The 21,642-nt window shown below is 69.8% G+C and carries 14 protein-coding genes and 2 tRNA genes; 9 read left to right on the top strand and 7 right to left on the bottom strand.

Annotated features, from left to right (window positions below):
- Window positions 1–103 precede the first annotated feature (103 nt).
- Window positions 104–2,332, top strand: coding sequence for a TonB-dependent receptor domain-containing protein (locus tag DK254_RS30355; protein ID WP_109936799.1), 2,229 nt, complete (start codon window positions 104–106; stop codon window positions 2,330–2,332).
- A gap of 22 nt (window positions 2,333–2,354) precedes the next feature.
- Here the strand turns inward: DK254_RS30355 and DK254_RS30350 are convergent, their stop codons facing one another.
- Together DK254_RS30350 and DK254_RS30345 are read right to left on the bottom strand one after the other, a co-directional pair.
- Window positions 2,355–3,734 (bottom strand): sensor histidine kinase, encoded by a 1,380-nt coding sequence (locus DK254_RS30350; RefSeq protein ID WP_109936798.1) that lies wholly within the window; start codon window positions 3,732–3,734, stop codon window positions 2,355–2,357.
- Window positions 3,712–4,422, bottom strand: a complete 711-nt coding sequence (locus DK254_RS30345) for a response regulator transcription factor (RefSeq protein ID WP_089394067.1) — start codon at window positions 4,420–4,422, stop codon at window positions 3,712–3,714. Before DK254_RS30345 ends, DK254_RS30350 begins: the two co-directional genes overlap by 23 nt.
- Window positions 4,423–4,562: 140 nt before the next feature.
- On the opposite strand from DK254_RS30345, the gene DK254_RS30340 reads away from it, so the two are divergent.
- The 4 genes from DK254_RS30340 (at window position 4,563) to DK254_RS30325 (ending at window position 9,244) form a co-directional block, all read left to right on the top strand.
- Window positions 4,563–7,334, top strand: coding sequence for a response regulator (locus DK254_RS30340; RefSeq protein WP_109936797.1), 2,772 nt, complete (start codon window positions 4,563–4,565; stop codon window positions 7,332–7,334).
- 8 nt (window positions 7,335–7,342) lie between these two features.
- The gene (locus DK254_RS30335; RefSeq protein ID WP_109936796.1) at window positions 7,343–8,332 is read left to right on the top strand and encodes a 2-hydroxyacid dehydrogenase; all 990 of its coding nucleotides are present in this window, start codon (window positions 7,343–7,345) and stop codon (window positions 8,330–8,332) included.
- Between the two features lie 73 nt (window positions 8,333–8,405).
- Entirely contained in the window at window positions 8,406–8,846 is a 441-nt protein-coding gene (locus tag DK254_RS30330) for a hypothetical protein (protein WP_109936795.1), read from the top strand.
- A complete protein-coding gene (locus DK254_RS30325) occupies window positions 8,843–9,244 on the top strand; it encodes an META domain-containing protein (protein ID WP_109936794.1) in 402 nt (133 codons plus the stop codon). Before DK254_RS30330 ends, DK254_RS30325 begins: the two co-directional genes overlap by 4 nt.
- Before the next feature lie 375 nt (window positions 9,245–9,619).
- On the opposite strand, the gene gcvT is transcribed toward DK254_RS30325, so the two are convergent.
- The 5 genes from gcvT to dinB form a co-directional block, all read right to left on the bottom strand.
- A complete protein-coding gene (gene gcvT / locus DK254_RS30320) occupies window positions 9,620–10,732 on the bottom strand; it encodes a glycine cleavage system aminomethyltransferase GcvT (protein ID WP_109936793.1) in 1,113 nt (370 codons plus the stop codon).
- Window positions 10,733–10,825: 93 nt separating this feature from the next.
- Window positions 10,826–13,687: an aminomethyl-transferring glycine dehydrogenase gene (gcvP, locus tag DK254_RS30315; protein WP_109936792.1), complete on the bottom strand. Its 2,862-nt coding sequence runs from the start codon at window positions 13,685–13,687 to the stop codon at window positions 10,826–10,828.
- Between the two features lie 14 nt (window positions 13,688–13,701).
- Window positions 13,702–14,079, bottom strand: coding sequence for a glycine cleavage system protein GcvH (gcvH, locus tag DK254_RS30310; RefSeq protein ID WP_043271120.1), 378 nt, complete (start codon window positions 14,077–14,079; stop codon window positions 13,702–13,704).
- 265 nt (window positions 14,080–14,344) lie between these two features.
- Window positions 14,345–15,871 carry a sigma-54-dependent transcriptional regulator gene (locus tag DK254_RS30305; RefSeq protein ID WP_089394074.1) on the bottom strand — a complete coding sequence of 509 codons (1,527 nt, stop codon included), beginning with the start codon at window positions 15,869–15,871 and terminating at the stop codon, window positions 14,345–14,347.
- Between the two features lie 112 nt (window positions 15,872–15,983).
- Window positions 15,984–17,045 carry a DNA polymerase IV gene (gene dinB / locus DK254_RS30300; protein ID WP_109936791.1) on the bottom strand — a complete coding sequence of 354 codons (1,062 nt, stop codon included), beginning with the start codon at window positions 17,043–17,045 and terminating at the stop codon, window positions 15,984–15,986.
- 212 nt (window positions 17,046–17,257) lie between these two features.
- On the opposite strand from dinB, the gene DK254_RS30295 reads away from it, so the two are divergent.
- From DK254_RS30295 to DK254_RS30280, 4 genes are all read left to right on the top strand, one after another.
- Window positions 17,258–17,334 (top strand) — tRNA-Met (locus DK254_RS30295).
- A gap of 116 nt (window positions 17,335–17,450) precedes the next feature.
- Window positions 17,451–17,527, top strand: a tRNA-Met gene (locus DK254_RS30290).
- A 163-nt stretch (window positions 17,528–17,690) separates the two neighbouring features.
- Window positions 17,691–20,324 carry a bifunctional lysylphosphatidylglycerol flippase/synthetase MprF gene (gene mprF, locus DK254_RS30285; protein ID WP_109936790.1) on the top strand — a complete coding sequence of 878 codons (2,634 nt, stop codon included), beginning with the start codon at window positions 17,691–17,693 and terminating at the stop codon, window positions 20,322–20,324.
- 1 nt (window position 20,325) lies between these two features.
- The gene (locus DK254_RS30280) at window positions 20,326–21,606 is read left to right on the top strand and encodes a virulence factor family protein (protein ID WP_109936789.1); all 1,281 of its coding nucleotides are present in this window, start codon (window positions 20,326–20,328) and stop codon (window positions 21,604–21,606) included.
- The last annotated feature ends 36 nt before the right edge of the window (window positions 21,607–21,642 follow it).

Below are 21,642 nucleotides of genomic sequence, written 5' to 3'. Positions count from 1 at the left end.
ACCGGAGGCTTCCGTCGACATATGCGGTAACTTTCGTGAAGATGAAAATGATTTGCGTTACCCACAGGCTCCGCCGCCATCACGAGCAGTCAGGAGCCAACAGATGTCCCTCCCCCTTTCCCGCAATGCACTGGCTGGCGCCGTCGCCCTGGCCATCGCCAGCCAGGCCCAGGGCAACGACACCCTGAGCCTGGGCGACACCGTCGTCACCGCCGCCGGCTACGAGCAGAAGGTCACCGAGGCGCCGGCCAGCATCAGCGTGCTGAGCCGCGAGGAACTGGAGCAGAAGCGCTACAGCAACCTGGCCGAGGCCCTGGAAGACGTCGAGGGCGTCGACATCGGCCAGGGCACCGGCAAGACCGGCGGGCTGAACATCAGCATCCGCGGCATGCCCAGCGACTACACCCTGGTCCTCATCGACGGCCGCCGGCAGAACAGCGCCGGCAACATCACCCCCAACGGCTTCAACGAGACATCCACCAGCTTCATGCCGCCGCTCTCGGCCATCGAGCGCATCGAGGTGATCCGCGGCCCGATGTCCACGCTCTACGGCTCCGACGCCATGGGCGGGGTGGTCAACATCATCACCCGCAAGGTGGCCCCCGAGTGGGGCGCCACCCTCAGCCTCGACCACACCGTCCAGGAACACCGCGACTACGGCGACAGCAGCGGCACCAGCCTGTACGCCAGCGGCCCGCTGGTGGCGGACAGGCTCGGCCTGAACCTGCGCGGCAGCTTCCTCGACCGCAGCGCCTCGGACCTGAGCTTCGACGACGGCGCCACCGTCAGCCGCCGCGGCGCCGCCCCGGTGGAGGGGCAGAACTACAACATCGGCAGCCGCCTGACCTTCACCCCCAACGCCGAGCACGACATCTCCCTGGACTTCGAGCGCGGCCGCCAGGCGTACAACAACGACGACTGCCAACTGGGCAACCTCGATGGCAAGGCCGGCGGCAGCGCCACCGACGGCTGCAGCCGCGACGCGCCGACGCGGGCCAACGGCTACGCCGACGAGCTGCGCTTCGAGCGCGACCAGTTCGCCCTCTCCCACACCGGCCGACTGGGCTTCGGCACCCTCGACAGCAGCCTGACGCACATCGCCACCGAGACCATTGGGCGCACCATCCCAGGCACCATGGGCGTGCCCTACAGCGGCTACCCGTCGATCGTCGGCGGCGACGCGCGCAAGCTGAAATCCACCGACCTGGTGCTGGACAGCAAGCTGGTGATGCCCCTGGGCCAGGCGCACGTCTTCACTCTCGGCGGCCAGTACTGGGACGCCAAGGTCGAGGACGGCATCGTCAACGAAGACTTCCGGCAGAGTTCCTGGGCGCTGTTCGCCGAGGACGAGTGGCACCTGCGCGAGGACCTGGCGCTGACCCTCGGCGGCCGCTACGAGGACCACGAGGCCTTCGGCGGGCACTTCAGCCCGCGCGCCTACCTGGTGTGGAATACCACGCCCAGCTGGACGCTCAAGGGCGGCGTCAGCCAGGGCTACAAGACGCCCACGCTGAACCAGCTGCACGACGGCATCAACGGCGTCAGCGGCCAGGGCCAGATCATCACCATCGGCAGCCCCGACCTGGACCCGGAAACCTCCACCAGCACCGAGTTCGGCATCTACTACGACAACCTCGCCGACTTCAACGCCAACCTCACGCTGTTCCACACCCGCTTCGAGGACAAGATCGACACCGGCACCCCAGTGGCCAACTGCAACTGGCCGGACGCGCCGAACCAGCCCGGCTGCGTCGACCTGGGCAGCGGCTTCCTGCAGGAGAACTTCGCCCAGCAGGTGAACATCGGCAAGGCCCGCACCCAGGGCGTGGAGCTGGCCGGGCGCTGGGCCTTCGCCCCGGCCTGGGCGCTGGCGCTGAACTACACCTACACCGACAGCGAGCAGCTCAGCGGCGACGACAAGGGCGCCCCGCTGACCAACACCCCCAGGCACCTGGCCAATGCCCGACTCGACTGGCAGGCGCACGAACGCCTGAAGCTCTGGCTCAAGGGCGAGCATCACGGCGAGAGGGCGCGCTTCACCTCGCGCTACGCCAACCTCAGCGCGGCCAACCAGGCCATCGCCCGCCAGGTCGGCGACCTGGACGCCTACCAGGTGTTCCACCTCGGCGGCTCGTTCAAGGCCAGCCAGAACCTGACCCTCAATGCCGCCGTGTACAACCTGCTGGACAAGGACTTCCTGGACGGCGAGTACTACACGACCGCCACCGGCGGGACCGCCTGGGCCTCCCACTACATCCAGACGGCCCAGGCCACCACCGGCACCCTGGAACAGGGCCGGCGGCTGTGGTTGTCGGCGGTGCTCGAGTTCTGAGGCCGGCCCGCGCCTGCCCGCCTCAGGCGGCAGGCAGGCGCAGGTGCATGCGCAGGCCGGGGTCGCCGCGCTCGGCCCAGAGCTCGCCGCCCTGCAGGCGGATGGCGCTGCGGGCGATGCTCAGCCCCAGGCCGAAGCCCTCGCCGGACCGCGCCGCGGAAAGGCGGGTGAAGGGCAGGAAGATGCGCTCCAGGTCGGCGGCCGCCACCCCCGGCCCCTGGTCGGCCAGGCAAAGGTGCCAGAAGTCCCCCTCGCGCTGGCCGAGCAGGTGGATGCAACCGCCTTCCGGGGAATGCCGGATGGCGTTGCGCAGCAGGTTCTCCAGGGCCTGCGCCAGGCCGTTGAGATGGCCGCGGACGACGCAGTCCGCCGGCACCTCGCAGTGGAAGCGCGAAGGCGCCCAGCCGGACTCGAAGCCGGCGTCCTCCACCAGCAGCTCCCACAACGGCAGGATGGCGACGTCCTCCAGGGGCAGGCGCGGCCGCTCGGTGTCCATCCAGGCCAGGTCCAGGGTGTTGGCCACCAGGCGCTGCATGACCTCCACCTCGCGCTCCAGGCGCAGGCGCAACGGGTCCTCGGCCGGCGCACTCTCGGCGGCGACGCGCAGGCGGCTGAGCGGGGTGCGCAGCTCGTGGGACAGGTCGCGCAGCAACTGGCGCTGGAACTCCACGTGGCCGCTCAGGCGCTGGGCCATGTGGTCGAAGGCGCGGCCCAGCTCGCCCAGCTCGTCGCGGCGGACGCTGACCTCGCGGGCGGCGCCCGAACCCAGGTCGTCGGCGCGCAACGCATTGGCGTGCTCGCGCAGGCGCGCCAGCGGATGGATCAGTTGGCGGTAGAGCAGCATGCACAGCAGTAGCGCCAGCCCGGCGGGCACCAGCCCATGGGTGAAGAAGCGCAGCAGCACGGAATAGCCGCCGGGCTTGAAGCGCTGCGGCAACTGCAGCACCAGGCGGCCGTCGGCGGGGTGCCCGGGGAAGGGAATGCCGATGTAGGGCAGGCTCCGGCTGCGGTTGCTCACCGGCCAGTCCAGGCCGCGCTGGAAGGTCAGGCGGGTGGCCTCCTCGATGCTCAGCGGCTGGCTGCCCAGGGGCTGCAGGCGACCGTCCAGCGCCACCATCCAGGTCTGCTCGCTGGCCCGCATGCGGGCCAGCCAGTCATCCACCGCGGCCTCGCCGCCAGTGTTCCAGGCCCGCTCCAGGTCGGCCGCGTAGCCCCGCAGCACGACCTGGGCCTGGGTATCGAGGAAGTAGCCGCGACGCTCGACCTGGCGGCCCCAGGTCCAGGACAGCCAGATCAGCAGCAGGCAGAGCAGCACCACCGGCACCGCCAGGCGCCAGAACAGCGAATGGCGGCCGGGCAGCAACTGGCGCGGGCGCCGCTCACTCGGCGCTAGCGAAAACATAACCCTTGCCCCAGACCGCGCGCAGTTGATGGCGCAGGTAACCGATGGACTGCAGCTTGCGGCGCAGGTGGCTGACGTGCATGTCCAGGCCACGGTCGTGGGCGGTGAAGCCACGGTGCAGCACGTGCTGGTAGAGGAACGGCTTGCTCAGGGTCTCGTCGACGTTGCCGAGGAAGGTCTCCAGCAGGCGGTGCTCGGTGGCGGTGAGGCCGGCGCTCTGCCCTTCCCAGGCCACCTCGCAGGGCTCCTCGCTCAGGCGCAGCCCGGCGTCCTCCGGGCCCGCCGGCAGCAGGCTGCCGCGTTCCAGGGCGACGCGGCGCAGGATGGCGTCGATGCGCACGTTCAGCTCGGCCAGGCTGAAGGGCTTGGGCAGGTAGTCGTCGGCGCCCTGGGAGAAACCGGCGATGCGGTCCTGCTCGGCGCCTAGGGCGGACATCAGGATCACCGGCACGCGCTGCTCGCGGCGCAGCTGGCGCAGGGCTTCCAGGCCGCTGCAGCCGGGCAGCATGACGTCCAGCAGGACCAGGTCGAAGGCCTCGCTCAAGGCCTGGTCCAGCCCCTCGCGGCCATCGCGGCACCAGGTCACGGCGAAGCCGCGCTGGCTCAGGTGGCTGTGCAGGTGCGCGCCCAGGGTGGGGTCGTCCTCGATGGTCAGCAGGCGGGGTTGGCTGGTGGCGGTCTGGATCATGGCAAACAAGACTTATTCGCGAACGACAAGTATTCATGACAGCACCTACCCAGGGCAAGCGCAGCCGTCCGGCGGTCAATGTGCGGGATTCCCGCCCGGCGACCCGCTAAACTGCCCCGAAACCGCTTAGGAGGACGCGCGTGTTCAAGGATCTCGGCATCAAGGGGCGGGTGCTGCTGCTCACCCTGCTGCCCACCAGCCTGCTGACGCTGGTGCTGGGCGGCTACTTCACCTGGGTGCAGCTGTCGGACATGCGCGTGCAACTGATCGAGCGCGGCCAGTTGATCGCCGAACAGCTCGCCCCGCTGTCGGCCTCCGCCCTGGACCACGGCGACCTGCCGCTGCTGGAACGCATCGCCAACGAGGCCCTGGACCAGCCCGACGTGCGCGCGGTGACCTTCCTGGGTCCCGAGCGCACGCGCCTGGTCCATGCCGGACCGAGCATCCTCACCCCCATGCCCGGCGGCGACGCCACCCACCTGAGCCTGGTCAGCAGCCTGGACACCACGCATTTCCTGCTGCCGGTGCTGGGCCGCCACCGCAGCCTGTCCAGCACCTCGGAGGAGGACGCCAACCGCCTGCTCGGCTGGGTCGAGCTGGAGCTCTCGCACCACGGCACCCTGCTGCGCGGCTACCGCAGCCTGTTCACCAGCCTGCTGCTGATCGTCAGCGGCCTGGTGGTCACCGCCCTGCTCTCCCTGCGCATGAGCCGCGCCATCAGCGCGCCCCTGGGGCAGATCGCCCAGGGCGTCGCGCAGCTCAAGGAGGGCCGCCTGGAGACCCGCCTGCCGGCCCTGGGCAGCCACGAGCTGGACGAGCTGGCGGGCGGCATCAACCGCATGGCCGAGGCGTTGCAGAGCGCCCAGGAAGAGATGCAGCACAACATCGACCAGGCCACCGAGGACGTGCGGCAGAACCTGGAGACCATCGAGATCCAGAACATCGAGCTGGACCTGGCGCGCAAGGAGGCCCTGGAGGCCAGCCGCATCAAGTCCGAGTTCCTGGCCAACATGAGCCACGAGATCCGCACCCCGCTCAACGGCATCATCGGCTTCACCAACCTGCTGCAGAAGAGCGACCTGACCGTGCGCCAGCAGGACTACCTGGGCACAATCCAGAAGTCCGCCGAGAGCCTGCTGGGGATCATCAGCGAGATCCTCGACTTCTCCAAGATCGAGGCCGGCAAGCTGATCCTCGAGAACATCCCGTTCAACCTGCGCGAGCTGGTCCAGGACACCCTCACCATCCTCGCCCCGGCCGCACACGAGAAGCGCCTGGAGCTGGTCAGCCTGATCTACCGCGACACCCCGCTGAACCTGGTGGGCGACCCGCTGCGCCTGAAGCAGGTGCTGACCAACCTGGTGAGCAACGCCATCAAGTTCACCCACGAAGGCACCATCGCCGTACGCGCCATGCTCGAGGACGAGAACGACGAGCGCGCGCAGCTGCGCATCAGCGTGCGCGACACCGGCATCGGCCTGACCAACGCCGACCTGCGCGCGCTGTTCCAGGCCTTCAGCCAGGCCGACAACTCGCTGTCGCGGCAGGCCGGTGGCACCGGCCTGGGGCTGGTGATCTCCAAGCGCCTGATCGAGCAGATGGGCGGCGAGATCGGCGTCGACAGCAGCTCCGGCGAAGGCTCGGAATTCTGGATCAGCCTGAGCCTGCCCAAGGCCCGCGAGGACAGCGACGACGGCCTGCCGGCACCGCCCAGCGGCCACCACGTGGCGCTCTGCGAACCCCATGAGCTGACGCGCGCCGCGCTGCACCACCAACTGGAGGACTGCGGCCTGGAGGTGCACGAGTTCGACGGCCTCGACGCCCTGCGCGAAGCCCTGGACAAGCCCGCCGCGGGCAGCGCGCCGATCGAGCTGGCGGTGCTCGGCGTCAACCTCGCCGACAGCCAGCCGGACGTGCTGCGCCAGACCATCCGCGACTTCGAGCTCAAGGGCTGCAAGACCCTGGTGCTGTGCCCCACCGTCGACCAGTCGCAGTACAACGCCGTGCTGCCCGAGGGCCAGGTGCAGAGCAAGCCGGCCTGCACGCGCAAGCTGCAGCACGCCCTCGACCAGCTCCTGCACCTGCGCCCGGCGCGCAAGGACAAGCCCTCGCCGCGGGCCGAGCGCCAGGTGCCGCACCTGCTGTGCGTCGACGACAACCCGGCCAACCTGCTGCTGGTGCAGACCCTGCTCGGCGACCTGGGCGCGGAAGTCACCGCGGTGGACAACGGCCTGGCCGCGGTGGAAGCGGTGCAGCGCGAGCGCTTCGACCTGGTCTTCATGGACGTGCAGATGCCCGGCATGGACGGCCGCCAGGCCACCGAGGCGATCCGCCACTGGGAGGCCCAGCGCGAGGTCAGCCCGGTGCCCATCGTCGCCCTCACCGCCCACGCCCTGGCCAACGAGAAGCGCGCCCTGCTGCAGGGCGGCATGGACGACTACCTGACCAAGCCGATCGACGAGCGCCAGCTGGCCCAGGTGGTGCTCAAGTGGACCGGCCTGGCCCTGGCCGGCCGCGGCATGGCGGCCCAGGGCGGGCGCTGCGCCGCCGACGGCCTGGCCGTGCTCGACGCCGAGGAAGGCCTGCGCCTGGCCGCCGGCAAGGCCGACCTGGCCGCCGACATGCTGGCCATGCTGCTCGCCTCCCTGGCCGCCGACCGCCAGGCCATCCACCTGGCCCGCGAGCGCAACGACCGCGCCACCCTGATCGAGCGCGTGCACCGCCTGCACGGTGCCACCCGCTACTGCGGCGTACCGCAGTTGCGCGCCGCCTGCCAGCGCGCGGAAACCCTGCTCAAGCAGAACGACCCGCAGGCCGGTGGCGCCCTGGAGGACCTGGACCACGCCATCGGCGAGCTGACCCGCGCCACCGAAAGCCACACCGGGCAGCGCGCGCCCCACGACACCCACTGAGGCCGGCCATGCGCATCATCCTGTTCAGCAGCCAGAACTACGACCGCGACAGCTTCCTCGCCGCCAACCCCGGGCACGGCTTCGAGCTGCATTTCCAGCAGAGCCCGCTGCGCCCGGACACCGTCGCCCTGGCCATGGGCTTCGAGGTGGTCTGCCCGTTCGTCAACGACGACCTCTCGCGGCCGGTGCTGGAACACCTGGCCGCCGGCGGCACGCGGCTGATCGCCCTGCGCTCGGCCGGCTACAACCACGTCGACCTGGCCGCCGCCCACGCCCTGGGGCTGACCGTGGTGCGGGTGCCGGCCTACTCGCCCCACGCGGTGGCCGAGCATGCCGTGGGGCTGGTCCTGGCGCTGTGCCGGCACCTGCACCGCGCCTACAACCGCACCCGCGAAGGCGACTTCTCGCTGCACGGGCTGACCGGCTTCGACCTCCACGGCAAGACGGTCGGGGTGGTCGGCAGCGGCCAGATCGGCCAGGTGTTCGCGCAGATCATGCACGGCTTCGGCTGCCGGATACTGGCCTACGATCCCTACCCCAACCCGGCCATCGAGACCCTCGGCGGGCGCTTCGTCGGCCTCGACCAACTGCTCGCCGAGTCCGACGTGATCAGCCTGCACTGCCCGCTCAACGACGCCACCCGCCACCTGGTCAACGCCGACAGCCTGCAGCGCATGAAGCGCGGCGCCATGCTGATCAACACCGGCCGCGGCGCGCTGGTGGACACCCCGGCGCTGATCGAGGCGCTCAAGAGCGGCCAGCTGGGCTACCTGGGGCTGGACGTCTACGAGGAGGAAGCGGAGATCTTCTTCGCCGACCGCTCCGACCTGCCGCTGCAGGACGACGTGCTGGCGCGCCTGCTGACCTTCCCCAACGTGATCATCACCGCGCACCAGGCCTTCCTCACCCGCGAGGCGCTGGCGGCCATCGCCGGGACCACGCTGGACAACATCGCAGCCTGGCGCCAAGGTGCTCCTGTCAACCTCGTCGAACCCTGAGGGCCGTGGCCACGCCGCCACGGTCGCGAGTCCGGGCCACTTCCCCTACTATGGGCGGACTTTCGGAGGACCCATGGCTCAACACGATTTCCGCTACAACCTGCTCAACCCGCAACACACGCTGAACGAGTGCCGCGCGCTCGGCCCGGGCCTCTACCAGGTCACCGGCAACGGTGGCTCGATCCAGAACGGCGACACCCTGCTGGTCAGCCTCAAGGGCAGCCGCGACCTGAGCATGACGCTGACGGTGGACAAGGTGCGCCACCTGATCAACCCGCCGGGGCAATGGACCGCGGTGGCCAGGGGGCCGGTGTTCAAGGAGCTGTCGATCCTCAACTGGCAGGTCAAGTGCGACGGCTGCGGGACCATGCTGGACTTCGAGTTCGCCGTCGACGCCAGCCTCGGCAAGGCCGCCCACGCCCCCGCCGCCACCGCGCGCATCGCCGAGCTGGGCTGGAGCGTGGACGGCGACCGCCACCTCTGCCCCGCCTGCCAGGCCCGGGAGCAAGCATGAAGAAGACGCTGACAGCCCTGCTCGGCGCCCTGCTGCTGGCCGGCTGCGCCCAGCACCCGACGGAGCCGGAAAGCGACCAGGCCTACCGCGTGGAATGGATCGGCAAGCGCCCGCTGGTGGGCCGCAGCCACGTCAGCCTGACCTTCGACGGCCAGGGCCGGGCGTTCGGCAACGCCGGCTGCAACCACTGGTTCGCCAGCTACCAGATCGATGGCGAGCAGCTCAGCTTCGGCCAGCCCGGCAGCACCCGGCGGATGTGCGCGCCGGCGCTGATGGAGCAGGAGCAGCGCTTCTTCCAGGCCCTGGGCGAAGTGCAGCGCTGGGAAATAACAGACAAGGGCGAACTGCGCCTGCTCTCGGCCGACAGCCGCGCGCTGCGGATGTGGCCGGAGGATTGAGCGCTTTTCGTAGGAGCGAGCTTGCTCGCGAACGAGGCTTCCGGGGACTCCATCGCCAGGCCTGAGAGCGCCCTCTCCCCAGCCCTCTCCCTGAAGGGAGAGGGCTGGGGAGAGGGCGCGGAGTCAAGCCAAGGCACAGAGGCCACGAGCGAGCACCGCCCTTGCCGGCGCAATCGCGGATGAATCCACTCCTACAGGGAAATGCCATGCCTCATGGCAAACGCGTAGGGCGAATAACGCAAAGCGTTATCCGCCGTTCGGACGCCTCATTTCGCACCCGAATGACCATGGCGCTCGGAACCACGGCGTATAACCGCGAACGGTTATACGCCCTACCCCGGTTTTCGTAGGAGCGGACTCCGTCCGCGATGCGCTTCAGCCGCGGTAATACCGCTGCGGCACGAAGGGCGTGCGCGCCACCTTCATCGGCACGCGCTTGCCGCGGACCATGGCGAAGACTTCGCTGTCCAGCGCGGCATGGGCACCGGCCACGTAGCCCATGGCCACCGGCGCGCCCAGGCTCGGGCCGAAGCCGCCGCTGCTGACCTTGCCGATCACCGCGCCATCGGCGTCGACGATCTCCGCCCCTTCGCGCACCGGCACGCGCTCCTGCGGCAGCAGGCCGACGCGCTTGCTGGCCACGCCTTCGCGCTGCTGGGCGAAGATCCGCCCGGCGCCGGGGAAGCCGCCGGCGCGCGCGCCATCGGCGCGGCGCACCTTGGAGATGGCCCAGCCCAGGCTCGCTTCCACCGGGGTGGTGGCACTGTCCATGTCATGGCCGTACAGGCACAGGCCGGCTTCCAGGCGCAGCGAGTCGCGCGCGCCCAGGCCGATCGGCTGCACCTCTTCCTCGGCCAGCAAGGCGCGGGCCAGGGCTTCGGCCTGGGCCACGGGCACGGAAATCTCGTAGCCGTCCTCGCCGGTGTAGCCGGAACGGCTGACGTTGCATTGCACGCCGAGCAGCTCGACCGTGGCCACCTGCATGAAGGTCAGCGCCTTCACTGCCGGGGCGAAGCGCGCCAGCACCTCGGCCGCCGCCGGGCCCTGCAGGGCCAGCAGGGCGTGGCTGTCGAACAGCGACTCGATCTCGCAGCGGTCGCCGATGTGCTGGCGCAGGTGCGCCAGGTCCTGGTCCTTGCAGGCGGCGTTGACCACCAGGAACAGGTGGTCGCCGGCATTGGCCACCATCAGGTCGTCGAGGATGCCGCCCTCGGCGTTGGTGAACAGCGCATAGCGCTGCTGGCCCAGCGGCAGGTCGAGGATGTCCACCGGCACCAGGCTTTCCAGCGCCGCGGCGGCATCCGCGCCGCGCAGGCGCAACTGCCCCATGTGCGAGACGTCGAACAGACCGGCCCGGGCGCGGGTGTGCAGGTGCTCCTTGAGCACGCCCAGGGGGTATTGCACCGGCATCTCGTAGCCGGCGAAGGGAACCATCTTCGCACCCAGTTCCAGGTGCAGGTCGTACAGCGGCGTCTTGGCGAGGCTCATGGCAACTCCTTGGCGAAAAAAAGGCCGCGCCGGCGCGTCCGGCGCCAACCGCGGCCACGGCGCCCACCGGAGCGGGCGCAGGGACTTAAGGGTTCACGCGTCCTGGTAGTCGGCGATCGACGGGCAGGAACAGGCCAGGTTGCGGTCGCCGTAGACGTTGTCCACGCGGCCCACCGGCGGCCAGTACTTGGCGTCCACCAGGCTGGCCAGCGGGTACACCGCCTGCTCGCGGCTGTACCGGTGCGACCACTCGCCGACCAGCTCCGCCGCGGTGTGCGGGGCGTTCTTCAGCGGGTTGTCGTCCTTGTCCAGCTCGCCGCGTTCCACCGCGCGGATTTCCTCGCGGATGCGGATCATGGCGTCGCAGAAGCGGTCCAGCTCCTGCTTCGACTCGCTCTCGGTGGGCTCCACCATCAGCGTGCCGGCCACCGGGAAGGACATGGTCGGGGCGTGGAAGCCGAAGTCGATCAGGCGCTTGGCCACGTCGTCGACGTTGATCCCGCTGGTTTCCTTGAGCGGGCGCAGGTCGAGGATGCACTCGTGGGCCACCAGGCCGTTCTCACCGGTATAGAGCACCGGGTAGTGCTCTTCCAGGCGGCGGGCGATGTAGTTGGCGCCGAGGATGGCCGCCTGGGACGCGCGCTTGAGGCCCTGGCCGCCCATCATGCGGATGTACATCCAGGTGATCGGCAGGATGCTGGCGCTGCCGAAGGGCGCCGCGCTCACCGCGCCGGCCTTGCGTTCGAGCTGCTCGCCGTGGCCGGGCTGGAAGGGCGCCAGGTGCGCCTTCACGCCGATCGGGCCGACGCCCGGGCCGCCGCCGCCGTGGGGGATGCAGAAGGTCTTGTGCAGGTTCAGGTGCGAGACGTCGCCGCCGAACCTGCCCGGCGCGCACAGGCCGACCATGGCGTTCATGTTGGCGCCGTCGATGTACACCTGGCCGCCGTTGTCGTGGACGATGGCGCAGATGTCGCGGATGCCTTCCTCGAACACGCCGTGGGTCGACGGGTAGGTGATCATGATCGCCGCCAGGCGTTCGCGGTGCTCCTCGGCCTTGGCCTTGAGGTCGGCCAGGTCGACGTTGCCGCGCGCGTCGCAGGCGGTGACCACCACGCGCAGGCCGGCCATCTGGGCGGTGGCCGGGTTGGTGCCGTGGGCCGAGGACGGGATCAGGCAGATGTCGCGGTGGCCCTCGCCACGGCTGGCGTGGTAGGCGCGGATGGCCAGCAGGCCGGCGTACTCGCCCTGGGAGCCGGCGTTGGGCTGCAGCGACACGGCGTCGTAGCCGGTGGCAGCGCAGAGCATGGCCTCCAGCTCCTGGGTCATGGCGCGGTAGCCTTCGGCCTGCTCGGCCGGGGCGAAGGGGTGCAGGTTGCCGAACTCGGCCCAGGTGATCGGGATCATCTCGCTGGCGGCGTTCAGCTTCATGGTGCAGGAGCCCAGCGGGATCATGCTGCGGTCCAGCGCCAGGTCCTTGTCGGCCAGCTTGCGCAGGTAGCGCATCAGCTCGGTTTCCGAGTGGTAGCGGTTGAACACCTCGTGGCGCAGGAAGGCCGAGGTGCGCAGCAGGGCTTGCGGCAGCTGGTCGCCGACGCTGGCGGCCAGGGCGGCGAAGTCCGGCAGCGCCTGGCCGGCGGCGAACACCACCCACAGGGCCTCGACGGCGGCCTGCTCGCAGGTCTCGTCGAGGGAGACGCCGACGCGGCCGTCGTCGATCACCCGCAGGTTGAGGCCGGCGGCCTGGGCGGCGGCGTGGACTTCGGCGGCCGGGCGCGCGGTGGCGATGCTCAGGGTGTCGAAGAAGTATGCCTGCTCGACCTTGTGGCCCAGTTGCGCCAGGCCGGCGGCCAGGATGGCGGTCAGCCGGTGCACGCGCCGGGCGATGTCGCTCAGGCCCCGGGGGCCGTGGTAGACGGCGTACATGCTGGCGATGTTGGCCAGCAGCACCTGGGCGGTGCAGATGTTGCTGGTGGCCTTCTCGCGGCGGATGTGCTGCTCGCGGGTCTGCATGGCCAGGCGCAGCGCCGGGTTGCCGAAGCGGTCGATGGAGATGCCGACCAGGCGGCCGGGCATGTCGCGCTTGAAGGCGTCGCGGGTGGCGAAGTAGGCCGCGTGCGGGCCGCCGAAGCCCAGCGGCACGCCGAAGCGCTGGGCGCTGCCGAGCACCACGTCGGCGCCGAATTCGCCCGGCGGGGTGAGCAAGGTCAGGGCCAGCAGGTCGGCAGCCACTGCCACCAGGGTGCCGGCGGCATGGGCGCGCTCGATCAGCTCGCGGTAGTCGATGACCGCGCCGGTGCTGGCCGGGTATTGCAGCAGCACGCCGAAGTAGGCGGAGAAGTCCTGCAGCGCGGCCTCGTCACCGACCACCACTTCGATGCCCAGCGGCTCGGCGCGGGTGCGCAGCACGTCGAGGGTCTGCGGGTGGCAGTCGGCGGAGGCGAAGAAGGCCTGGGCGGCCTTGTTCTTCGACAGGCGCTTGCAGAAGGTCATGGCCTCGGCGGCGGCGGTGGCTTCGTCCAGCAGCGAGGCGTTGGCGATCTGCATGCCGGTCAGGTCGCTGATCAGCGTCTGGAAGTTCAGCAGCGCCTCCAGACGGCCCTGGGAGATTTCCGGCTGGTAGGGGGTGTAGGCGGTGTACCAGGCCGGGTTTTCCAGCAGGTTGCGCAGGATCGGCGCCGGGGTGTGGCAGGGGTAGTAGCCCTGGCCGATGTGGTTGCGCAGCAACTGGTTCTTCGCGGCGATGGCGCGCAGGTCGGCCAGGGCCTGGGCCTCGCCCTGCCCCGCGCTGCCATCGAGCACGCTGGTGCCTTTGATGCTGTTGGGGATGACGCTGTCGGTCAGGGCGTCGAGGCTGGCGTAGCCGACCAGCTCGAGCATGGCCTGGGTGTCGGCCTCGCGCGGGCCGATGTGGCGGGCGATGAATTCGTTGCTGGTGCTCAGTTGGACCTTGCTCATGCGGGCTCCCCGGTTCAGGCGCGGGCGGACAGGTAGGCTTCGTAGCCGGCCTGGTCCATCAGGGTGTCGAGGGCGGCGGCGTCATCCAGGCGGATGCGGAAGAACCAGCCGTCGGCCAGCGGCGCCTGGTTGACCAGCTCCGGGCCGTCGATCAGCGCGGGGTTGACCTCGGTGACCTCGCCGGCCAGCGGCATGACGATATTGCTGGCGGCCTTCACCGACTCCAGCACCGCCACTTCGGCGCCCTGCTCATGGCGGCCGAGCTCCGGCAGCTGGACGTAGACCACGTCGCCGAGGGCTTCCTGGGCATAGTCGGTGACGCCGACGGTCACTTCGCCGGAAGCTTCGAGGCGCAGCCATTCATGGTCGGGTGTGAAGCGCAGGGTGGTCATGGATCGTCCTCTTGGTCTCGTCTGGAGCCGTCGGGTGGCTCGCGATTTTTCCCGGCACGAGAGCAAGGGTGATGCCAAGACAAATAAAATTCTTATAAATCAATTAGTTGAAAAACAATGCCATCAGACGTGAACCAACCATTGGAACGAAATCATTCCACGAAAACCAGCGAGTCTCCTGGCTTTTAGCGCATCAGGGCCCCGGCTGGCGCGGCCGCCACCAAATGGAACGAAACCGCTCCACCGGAGCGAAACCGTTCCACCCTCAGCGCTCGCCGATCCCGTACTTGCGCAGGCGCTGGCCGATGGCGGTGTGCGAGGTGCGCAGGCGCGCGGCCAATTGCCGCGTCGAAGGGTAGGCCGCGTAGAGGCGCTGCAGCAGCGACTTCTCGAACTGCTGCACGGCCTCCTCCAGGCTGGTGACCTCCTCGTCGGCGGCCTGGCGGGTGTCCAGCTCTGTGCCGGCCACTTCCAGGTCCTCGACGCCGATCACCTCGCCCTCGCCGATGGCCGCGGCGCGGAAGATCTTGTTCTGCAGCTGGCGCACGTTGCCGGCCCAGCGGTTGCCCAGCAGCAGCGGGTGGGTTTCCGGCGCCAGGCGGCACGGCGGGCGCTGGATCTGGGTGCAGGCCAGGCGCAGGAAGTGCTCGGCCAGCAGCAGGATGTCCTGGCCGCGCTCGCGCAGCGGCGGCACCTGCAGGTTGAGGACGTTGAGGCGGTAGTAGAGGTCTTCGCGGAAGCTGCCCTCGCCGACCATCTTCGCCAGGTTGCGGTGGGTGGCGCAGAGCACCCGCACGTTCACCCGCACCTCGCGCTCGCCGCCGATGCGGCGGAAGCAGCCGTCGCTGAGGAAACGCAGCAGCTTGGCCTGCAGGTAGGGCGACATCTCGCCCACTTCGTCGAGGAACACCGTGCCGCGGTCGGCCAGCTCCAGCAGGCCCGGCTTGCCGCCGCGCTGGGCGCCGGTGAAGGCACCCGAGGCGTAGCCGAACAGCTCGCTCTCGGCCAGGCTCTCCGGCAGCGCCGCGCAGTTCAGCGCCAGGAAGGGTTCTTCGCGGCGTGCGCTCAAGGCATGGCAGGCGCGCGCCACCAGTTCCTTGCCGGTGCCGGTCTCGCCCTGGATCAGCAGCGGCGCGTCCAGCCCGGCGACCTTGCGCACCCGCGCCTTCAACTGCATCAGCGGCGGCGAGCGACCGATCAGGCCCTGCAGGCCCTCGGCGTGGTCGTGGTGCAGCAGCGACAGGCGCTCGCCGATGCGGCTCGGCGGGTAGAGCGTCAGTAGGCCGCCATCCAGGGCATCGCCGGCGCCGCGGATCGGCGTGGCGTCCAGCAGCAGCGGCTGGCCGCCGAGGCTGACCTCGTGCATCGGCAGGCGGAAGCCCTTCTCCACCAGGTGCTCGGCCAGGCCCGGTTCGTCGAACAGGGTGGACAGCGACTCGCCGGCCGGCTGGCGGCCGCACAGGTCGATGAGCCGGGGGTTGGCGAAGAGCACCCGGGCCTGGGCGTCCACCGCCAGCACCGGGTCGCCCATGGCCGCCAGCAGCGCGTCCAGGTGCAGGCTGCGGCGCTGGCCGGGGAGCATGTCGACGATCTGCACCGAGAGCACGCCGCGCACCCGCAGCAGCGCGCCATGCAACTCGTGGAGCACTTCCTGGCGCAGCTCGGGAGCATCTATATAGACGTTCGGCGGCACCATCTCCACCGCGTCCAGGTTCAGGTTGCGCGCGCCCAGCAGCGCCAGGACTTCCTGGGTGATGCCGACGCGGTCGGTGAAGGTGACGTGGATTCGCATGCTCGGGGCCCTGGCTACGCGCTGCGCATGATCGGACTTTTGCCCGGCGCAGACAACGCTCAGAACCCGTTGACGCAGTTATGCCGACGCGCAGCAGATCGCAGGCAGGTTCTCAGAACAGGCTGAGCTGCTCGGCCCTGCCGCGCAGGTCGACCAGGCGCACGCCCACGCCGATCAGCCGCACCGGCCGCGCGCCGCGCTGGAAGGCCTGGTTCAGCAGTTGCCGGTAGCTGTCCAGGTCGCGGCTGGCGTTGGCCTGCTCCAGGGTGGTCTGGGTGAAGTCGTGGAACTTCAGCTTGACGAAGGGCTTGCCCGGCCGGTAGCTGGCGTCCAGGCGCTGCATGCGCCGCTGCAGCTCGTCGAGCAGCCCGGGCAGCTCGGCCAGGCAGGCATCGACGTCGGGCAGGTCGCGGTCGAAGGTGTTCTCCACGCTGATCGACTGGCGCCGGCTGTCCACCTGCACCGGGCGCTCGTCGATGCCGCGGGCCAGGTTCCACAGGCGCTCGCCGAAGCCGCCGAACTCGCGCACCAGCGCCAGGCGCGACCAGTCGCGCAGCTGCTGGCAGTCCTGCACGCCCAGGCGCGCCAGCTTCTCGGCGGTGACCTTGCCCACGCCGTGGAGCTTCTTCACCGGCAGTTCGGCGACGAATTCCTCGACCTGCTCGGGGGTGATGACGAACAGGCCGTTGGGCTTGCGCCAGTCGCTGGCGATCTTGGCCAGGAACTTGTTCGGCGCCACCCCGGCCGAGACCGTGATGCCCAGCGACGACCAGACGCGCCGGCGGATGTCCTGGGCGATGCGCGTGGCGCTGCCGGAAAACTGCTGGCAGTCGCTGACGTCCAGGTAGGCCTCGTCCAGGGACAGCGGCTCGATGAGGTCGGTGTAGTCGCGGAAGATCCCGTGGATTTCCCGCGACACGCCTTTGTAGACGTCCATGCGCGGGCGCACGATGGTCAGGTCCGGGCACAGCTTGACCGCGGTGCGCATGGCCATGGCCGAGTGCAGGCCGTAGACGCGCGCCTCGTAGTTGCAGGTGGCGACCACCCCGCGCTTGTCCGGCGAACCGCCCACGGCCAGCGGCTTGCCCGCAAGGCTGGGGTCGTCGCGCATCTCGATGGCGGCGTAGAAGCAATCGCAATCGATGTGGATGATCTTTCGCTGCCGGGAACTCAACGCGGAACCTGCTCGGACGGAATTGCACCGGAACACCGGGGAAATGCCCCTGCCGTTCCTGAGTGCTCGGTGAAGGCACCATGGTAATGCAAAACGGTGCGAACGCCCGCGCCGCCCGCCCTGGGCCGCCCTGCTTCGCTAAGCATCTGAAGAAAAACCAGTTTTTCCGAGAAAACGGTTGACAGGGTGGCTGTCCTGAGTAGAATGGCCGCCGCGGGATGGAGCAGTCTGGTAGCTCGTCGGGCTCATAACCCGAAGGTCGTTGGTTCAAATCCAGCTCCCGCAACCAGACACAAGGAAAAGGCCACTCTTCGGAGTGGCCTTTTTCGTTTGCGCTCAATTTAAATAATTGATCGGAAAGCAAAAATCGATTGACAGGGTGTTCAGCCCGAGTAGAATGGCCGGCGCGGGATGGAGCAGTCTGGTAGCTCGTCGGGCTCATAACCCGAAGGTCGTTGGTTCAAATCCAGCTCCCGCAACCAACATAGAAAAAAGCCACTCTGCGGAGTGGCTTTTTTCGTTACAGCGGAAAAAGACCGAGCCTGATCCAGGCTGCGCCCCCCATAATTGCAGTCATTTGTTCCCACGGACTTGGGAATTCGCGAGGGTGCCCCCACCTGTCGCGCAACAGCCATGAGGTGCCCGATGCGCGTCGACTCCACCGCGCCTGAGACTCCGGAAACTGCCAGCGCCCCTTCCCGCCCCCGCCTGATCGAACGGCTCGGCGCCCACCGCCAGGCCATCGGCGTCGGCGTCACCCTGTTGCTGTTCGCCCTGGCGCTGGTGGCCTGCTACCACCTGCTGCGCGACATCGATCCCTATTCCCTGCACGACGCCATCCTCGACATCCCCGGCGACGCGCTGTTCGGCGCCCTGGCCGCGACGGTCGCGGGGTTCATCTGCCTGCTCGGCTACGAGTGGTCGGCCACCCGCTTCGCCGGGGTGAAGCTGCCGCTGCCGACGCTGCTGACCGGCGGCTTCAGCGCCTTCGCCATCGGCAACGCGGTGGGCCTGTCGATGCTTTCCGGCGGTTCGGTGCGCTACCGCCTGTACGCCCGCGCCGGGCTGAACGCCATGGAAGTGGCGCGCATGACGCTGTTCGCCAGCCTGTCCCTGGGCTGCGCGCTGCCGATCCTGGCGGCCATGGCCGCGCTCAGCGACCTGCCCGACGCCGCCCTGGCGCTGAACCTGCCGCAGTGGCTGGTGGCGACCCTGGCGGTGGCCATCCTGGCCTTCTGCGTGCTGCTGGTGGTCGGCATGGAGCGGCGCCGCGAGCCGGAGCAACCGTCGCCGGACAGCCAGCTGATCCGCATAGGCCGCCGCACGGTGCGCCTGCCGGGCCTGCGCCTGTCGCTGCTGCAGTTGGTGATCACCGCGCTGGACGTGGCCGCCGCCGCCACCGTGCTCTACCTGCTGCTGCCCGAGGCGCCGCCGTTCGGCGCCTTCCTGCTGGTCTACATGATCGCCCTGGCCGCCGGCGTGCTCAGCCACGTGCCCGGCGGCGTCGGGGTGTTCGAGGCGATCCTGCTGGCGGCCTTCGCCGGCCAGCTGGGCGCCGCGCCCCTGGCCGCCGCCCTGCTGATGTATCGCCTCATCTATGTGGTGCTGCCGCTGCTGCTGGCCTGCCTGCTGCTGCTGGTGGTCGAGGCGCGGCGCATGCTCCTGGCGCGCCAGGCGATGCGCGTGGCGTCCGGCCTGGCTGCGCCGGTGCTGGCGGTGCTGGTGTTCATTTCCGGCATTGTCCTGCTGTTCTCCGGCGCCACCCCGTCCATCGACACCCGCCTGGACGAGCTGGACTTCCTGGTCCCGCACCGCCTGGTGGATGCCTCGCACTTCGCCGCCAGCCTGATCGGCGTGCTCTGCCTGCTGCTGGCCCAGGGCCTGCGCCGGCGGCTGTCGGCGGCCTGGGCGATCACCCTGGTGCTGCTGCTCAGCGGCGCGGTGCTGTCGCTGCTCAAGGGCGTGGACTGGGAGGAAGCGCTGATCCTCGGCGTCACCGCCCTGCTGCTGGCGATCTTCCGCCGCTCCTTCTACCGCCGCAGCCGGCTGATGGAAGTGCCCTTCTCGCCGCTGTACCTGGCAGCGGCCGCCTGCGTGGTGGCGGCGTCCATCTGGCTGTTCCTGTTCGCCTACCAGGACGTGCCCTACAGCCACGAGCTGTGGTGGCAGTTCGCCCTCGACGCCGACGCCCCCCGTGGCCTGCGCGCGGCCCTGGGCAGTTGCCTGCTGCTGGCCGCGGTGGGCCTGACCTGGCTGCTGCGCACCTCGCCGCCGGCGATCCACGAGCCGAGCGCCGAGGAACTGGACCGCGCCGCCGCCATCCTCGCCCGTTCCGAGCAGCCCGACGGCGGCCTGGCGCTGTCCGGCGACAAGGCCCTGCTGTTCCACCCCAGCCAGGACGCCTTCCTCATGTACGCCCGCCGCGGCCGCAGCCTGGTGGCGCTGTACGACCCGATCGGCCCGACCCAGGCCCGCGCCGAGCTGATCTGGCAGTTCCGCGACCTCTGCGACCTGCACCACGCGCGCCCGGTGTTCTACCAGGTGCGCGCGGAGAACCTGCCGTTCTACATGGACATCGGCCTGACCGCCCTCAAGCTCGGCGAGGAGGCGCGCGTGGACCTGCGCCGCTTCGACCTGGAAGCCAAGGGCAAGGACATGAAGGACCTGCGCTACACCTGGAACCGCGGCCAGCGCGACGGCCTGGCCATCGAGTTCCACGACGCCGGGCAGGCGCCGATGGAGGAGCTCAAGGCGATCTCCGACGCCTGGCTGGGCGGCAAGGCCACCCGCGAGAAGGGCTTCTCCCTGGGCCGCTTCACCCCCGAGTACCTGCGCTACTTCCGCGTCGCCGTGGTGCGCCACCAGGGCCGCGCGGTGGCCTTCGTCAACCTGCTGGAGACCGCCAGCCACGAGCTGGCCAGCCTGGACCTGATGCGGGTGGTGCCGGACGCGCCGAAGATGACCATGGAATTCCTCATGCTCGGCCTGATCCTGCACTACAAGGAACGCGGCTACGCCCGCTTCAGCCTCGGCATGGTGCCGCTCTCGGGCCTGCAGCCGCGCCGTGGCGCGCCGCTGACGCAGCGCCTGGGCGCGCTGGTGTTCCACCGCGGCGAACAGTTCTACAACTTCCAGGGGCTGCGTCGCTTCAAGGACAAGTTCCAGCCCGACTGGGAACCCCGCTACCTGGCCGTGCCCGCCGGACTGGATCCGCTGGTGGCGCTGGCCGATACCGCCGCCCTGATCGCGGGCGGCCTGTCCGGACTGGTGAAACGCTGATATGTCGAAACGTCGCTGGCGCCTGTTGGCCATCGTCCTGCTACTGGTAATCGCCGCTGCTGCCGCTGCCGTGCTGCTGTGGCTCCACCCGCTGTCCCAGGCGCGCCTGGAGCACGGCAAGCTGCCCGACGGCAGCCCCGTGAGCCTGGCCATCCCCGCCAGGCATCCGACCGCCACCGTGCTGCTGGCGGTGCCCCAGGACAACAAGCTGGACGACGCCCAGCTGCTGGCCCTGGCCCACGACAATGGCGCGCGGGTGGTGCAGTTCCTGTTCCCGGACAACGATTGCGTGGCCCAGCAGCACCGCGTGCAGGCCGCGCTGAACCTGCTCGACGCCCAGCCCACCCTGGTCGCCGGCGTGCACCAGGGCGGCGCCTGGGCCTGGCGCTGGCTGGCCGGGCAGAACAGCGACAAGGCCAAGGCCCTGTCGGTCGGCTTCGCCCTCGACAAGCCCGACTGCGCCACGCCCAGGCTGCCGCAGAGCGCGCCCCACGGCCACTGGACCGCGGCCTGGAACGACAACCCGGACGACGAGACCGCGCGCTTCGCCCGCACCCAGCAGAACGCCGAGACCGTCATCGCCAACTACTACGACAGCCTGCCGGTGGTTCTCGACGACCAGCTCAAGCGCCTGATCCAGGGCAGCGGCGACGACTTCCCGGTGGTCGAGGTGCCGGCCGCCAAGCCGTCGCCCACCGTCACCCTGTTCTACTCCGGCGACGGCGGCTGGCGCGACCTGGACCGCGACGTCGCCGGGCAGATGGCCGAGCTGGGCTACCCGGTGGTGGGCATCGACGCGCTGCGCTACTTCTGGGAGCACAAGAGCCCCGAGCAGAGCGCCGCCGACCTCGCCCTGCTGATGCAGCACTACCGCGAGAAGTGGGGCGCCACCCACTTCGTGCTGGCCGGCTACTCCTTCGGCGCCGACGTGCTGCCGGCCATCTACAACCGCCTGCCCGAGGCCGACAAGCAACAGGTCAGCGCCGTGCTGCTGCTGGCCCTGGCGCGCAGCGGCAGCTTCGAGATCGAGGTGCAGGGCTGGCTGGGCAAGGCCGGCCAGGAAGCCGCCACCGGCCCGGAACTGGCGCGCATGCCCGGGCCCAAGGTGCTCTGCGTGTACGGCACCGACGAGAAGGACGAGAGCGGCTGCACCCAGCCCCAGGCCATCGGCGAGAACCTCGAGCTGCCCGGCGGCCACCACTTCGACGAGAACTACCCGGCCCTGGCCAAGCGCCTGGTGAACGCCATCCGCGCGCGCCAGGTGCCGCCGAACGAGTCCTGAGCCGAAGGCTGGCTTACACTTCAGGCATTGGCCGCC

Source organism: Pseudomonas sp. RW407, assembly GCF_003176655.1.
Taxonomy (GTDB): domain Bacteria; phylum Pseudomonadota; class Gammaproteobacteria; order Pseudomonadales; family Pseudomonadaceae; genus Pseudomonas; species Pseudomonas delhiensis.
This window is presented reverse-complemented; position numbering and strand designations above follow the sequence as displayed.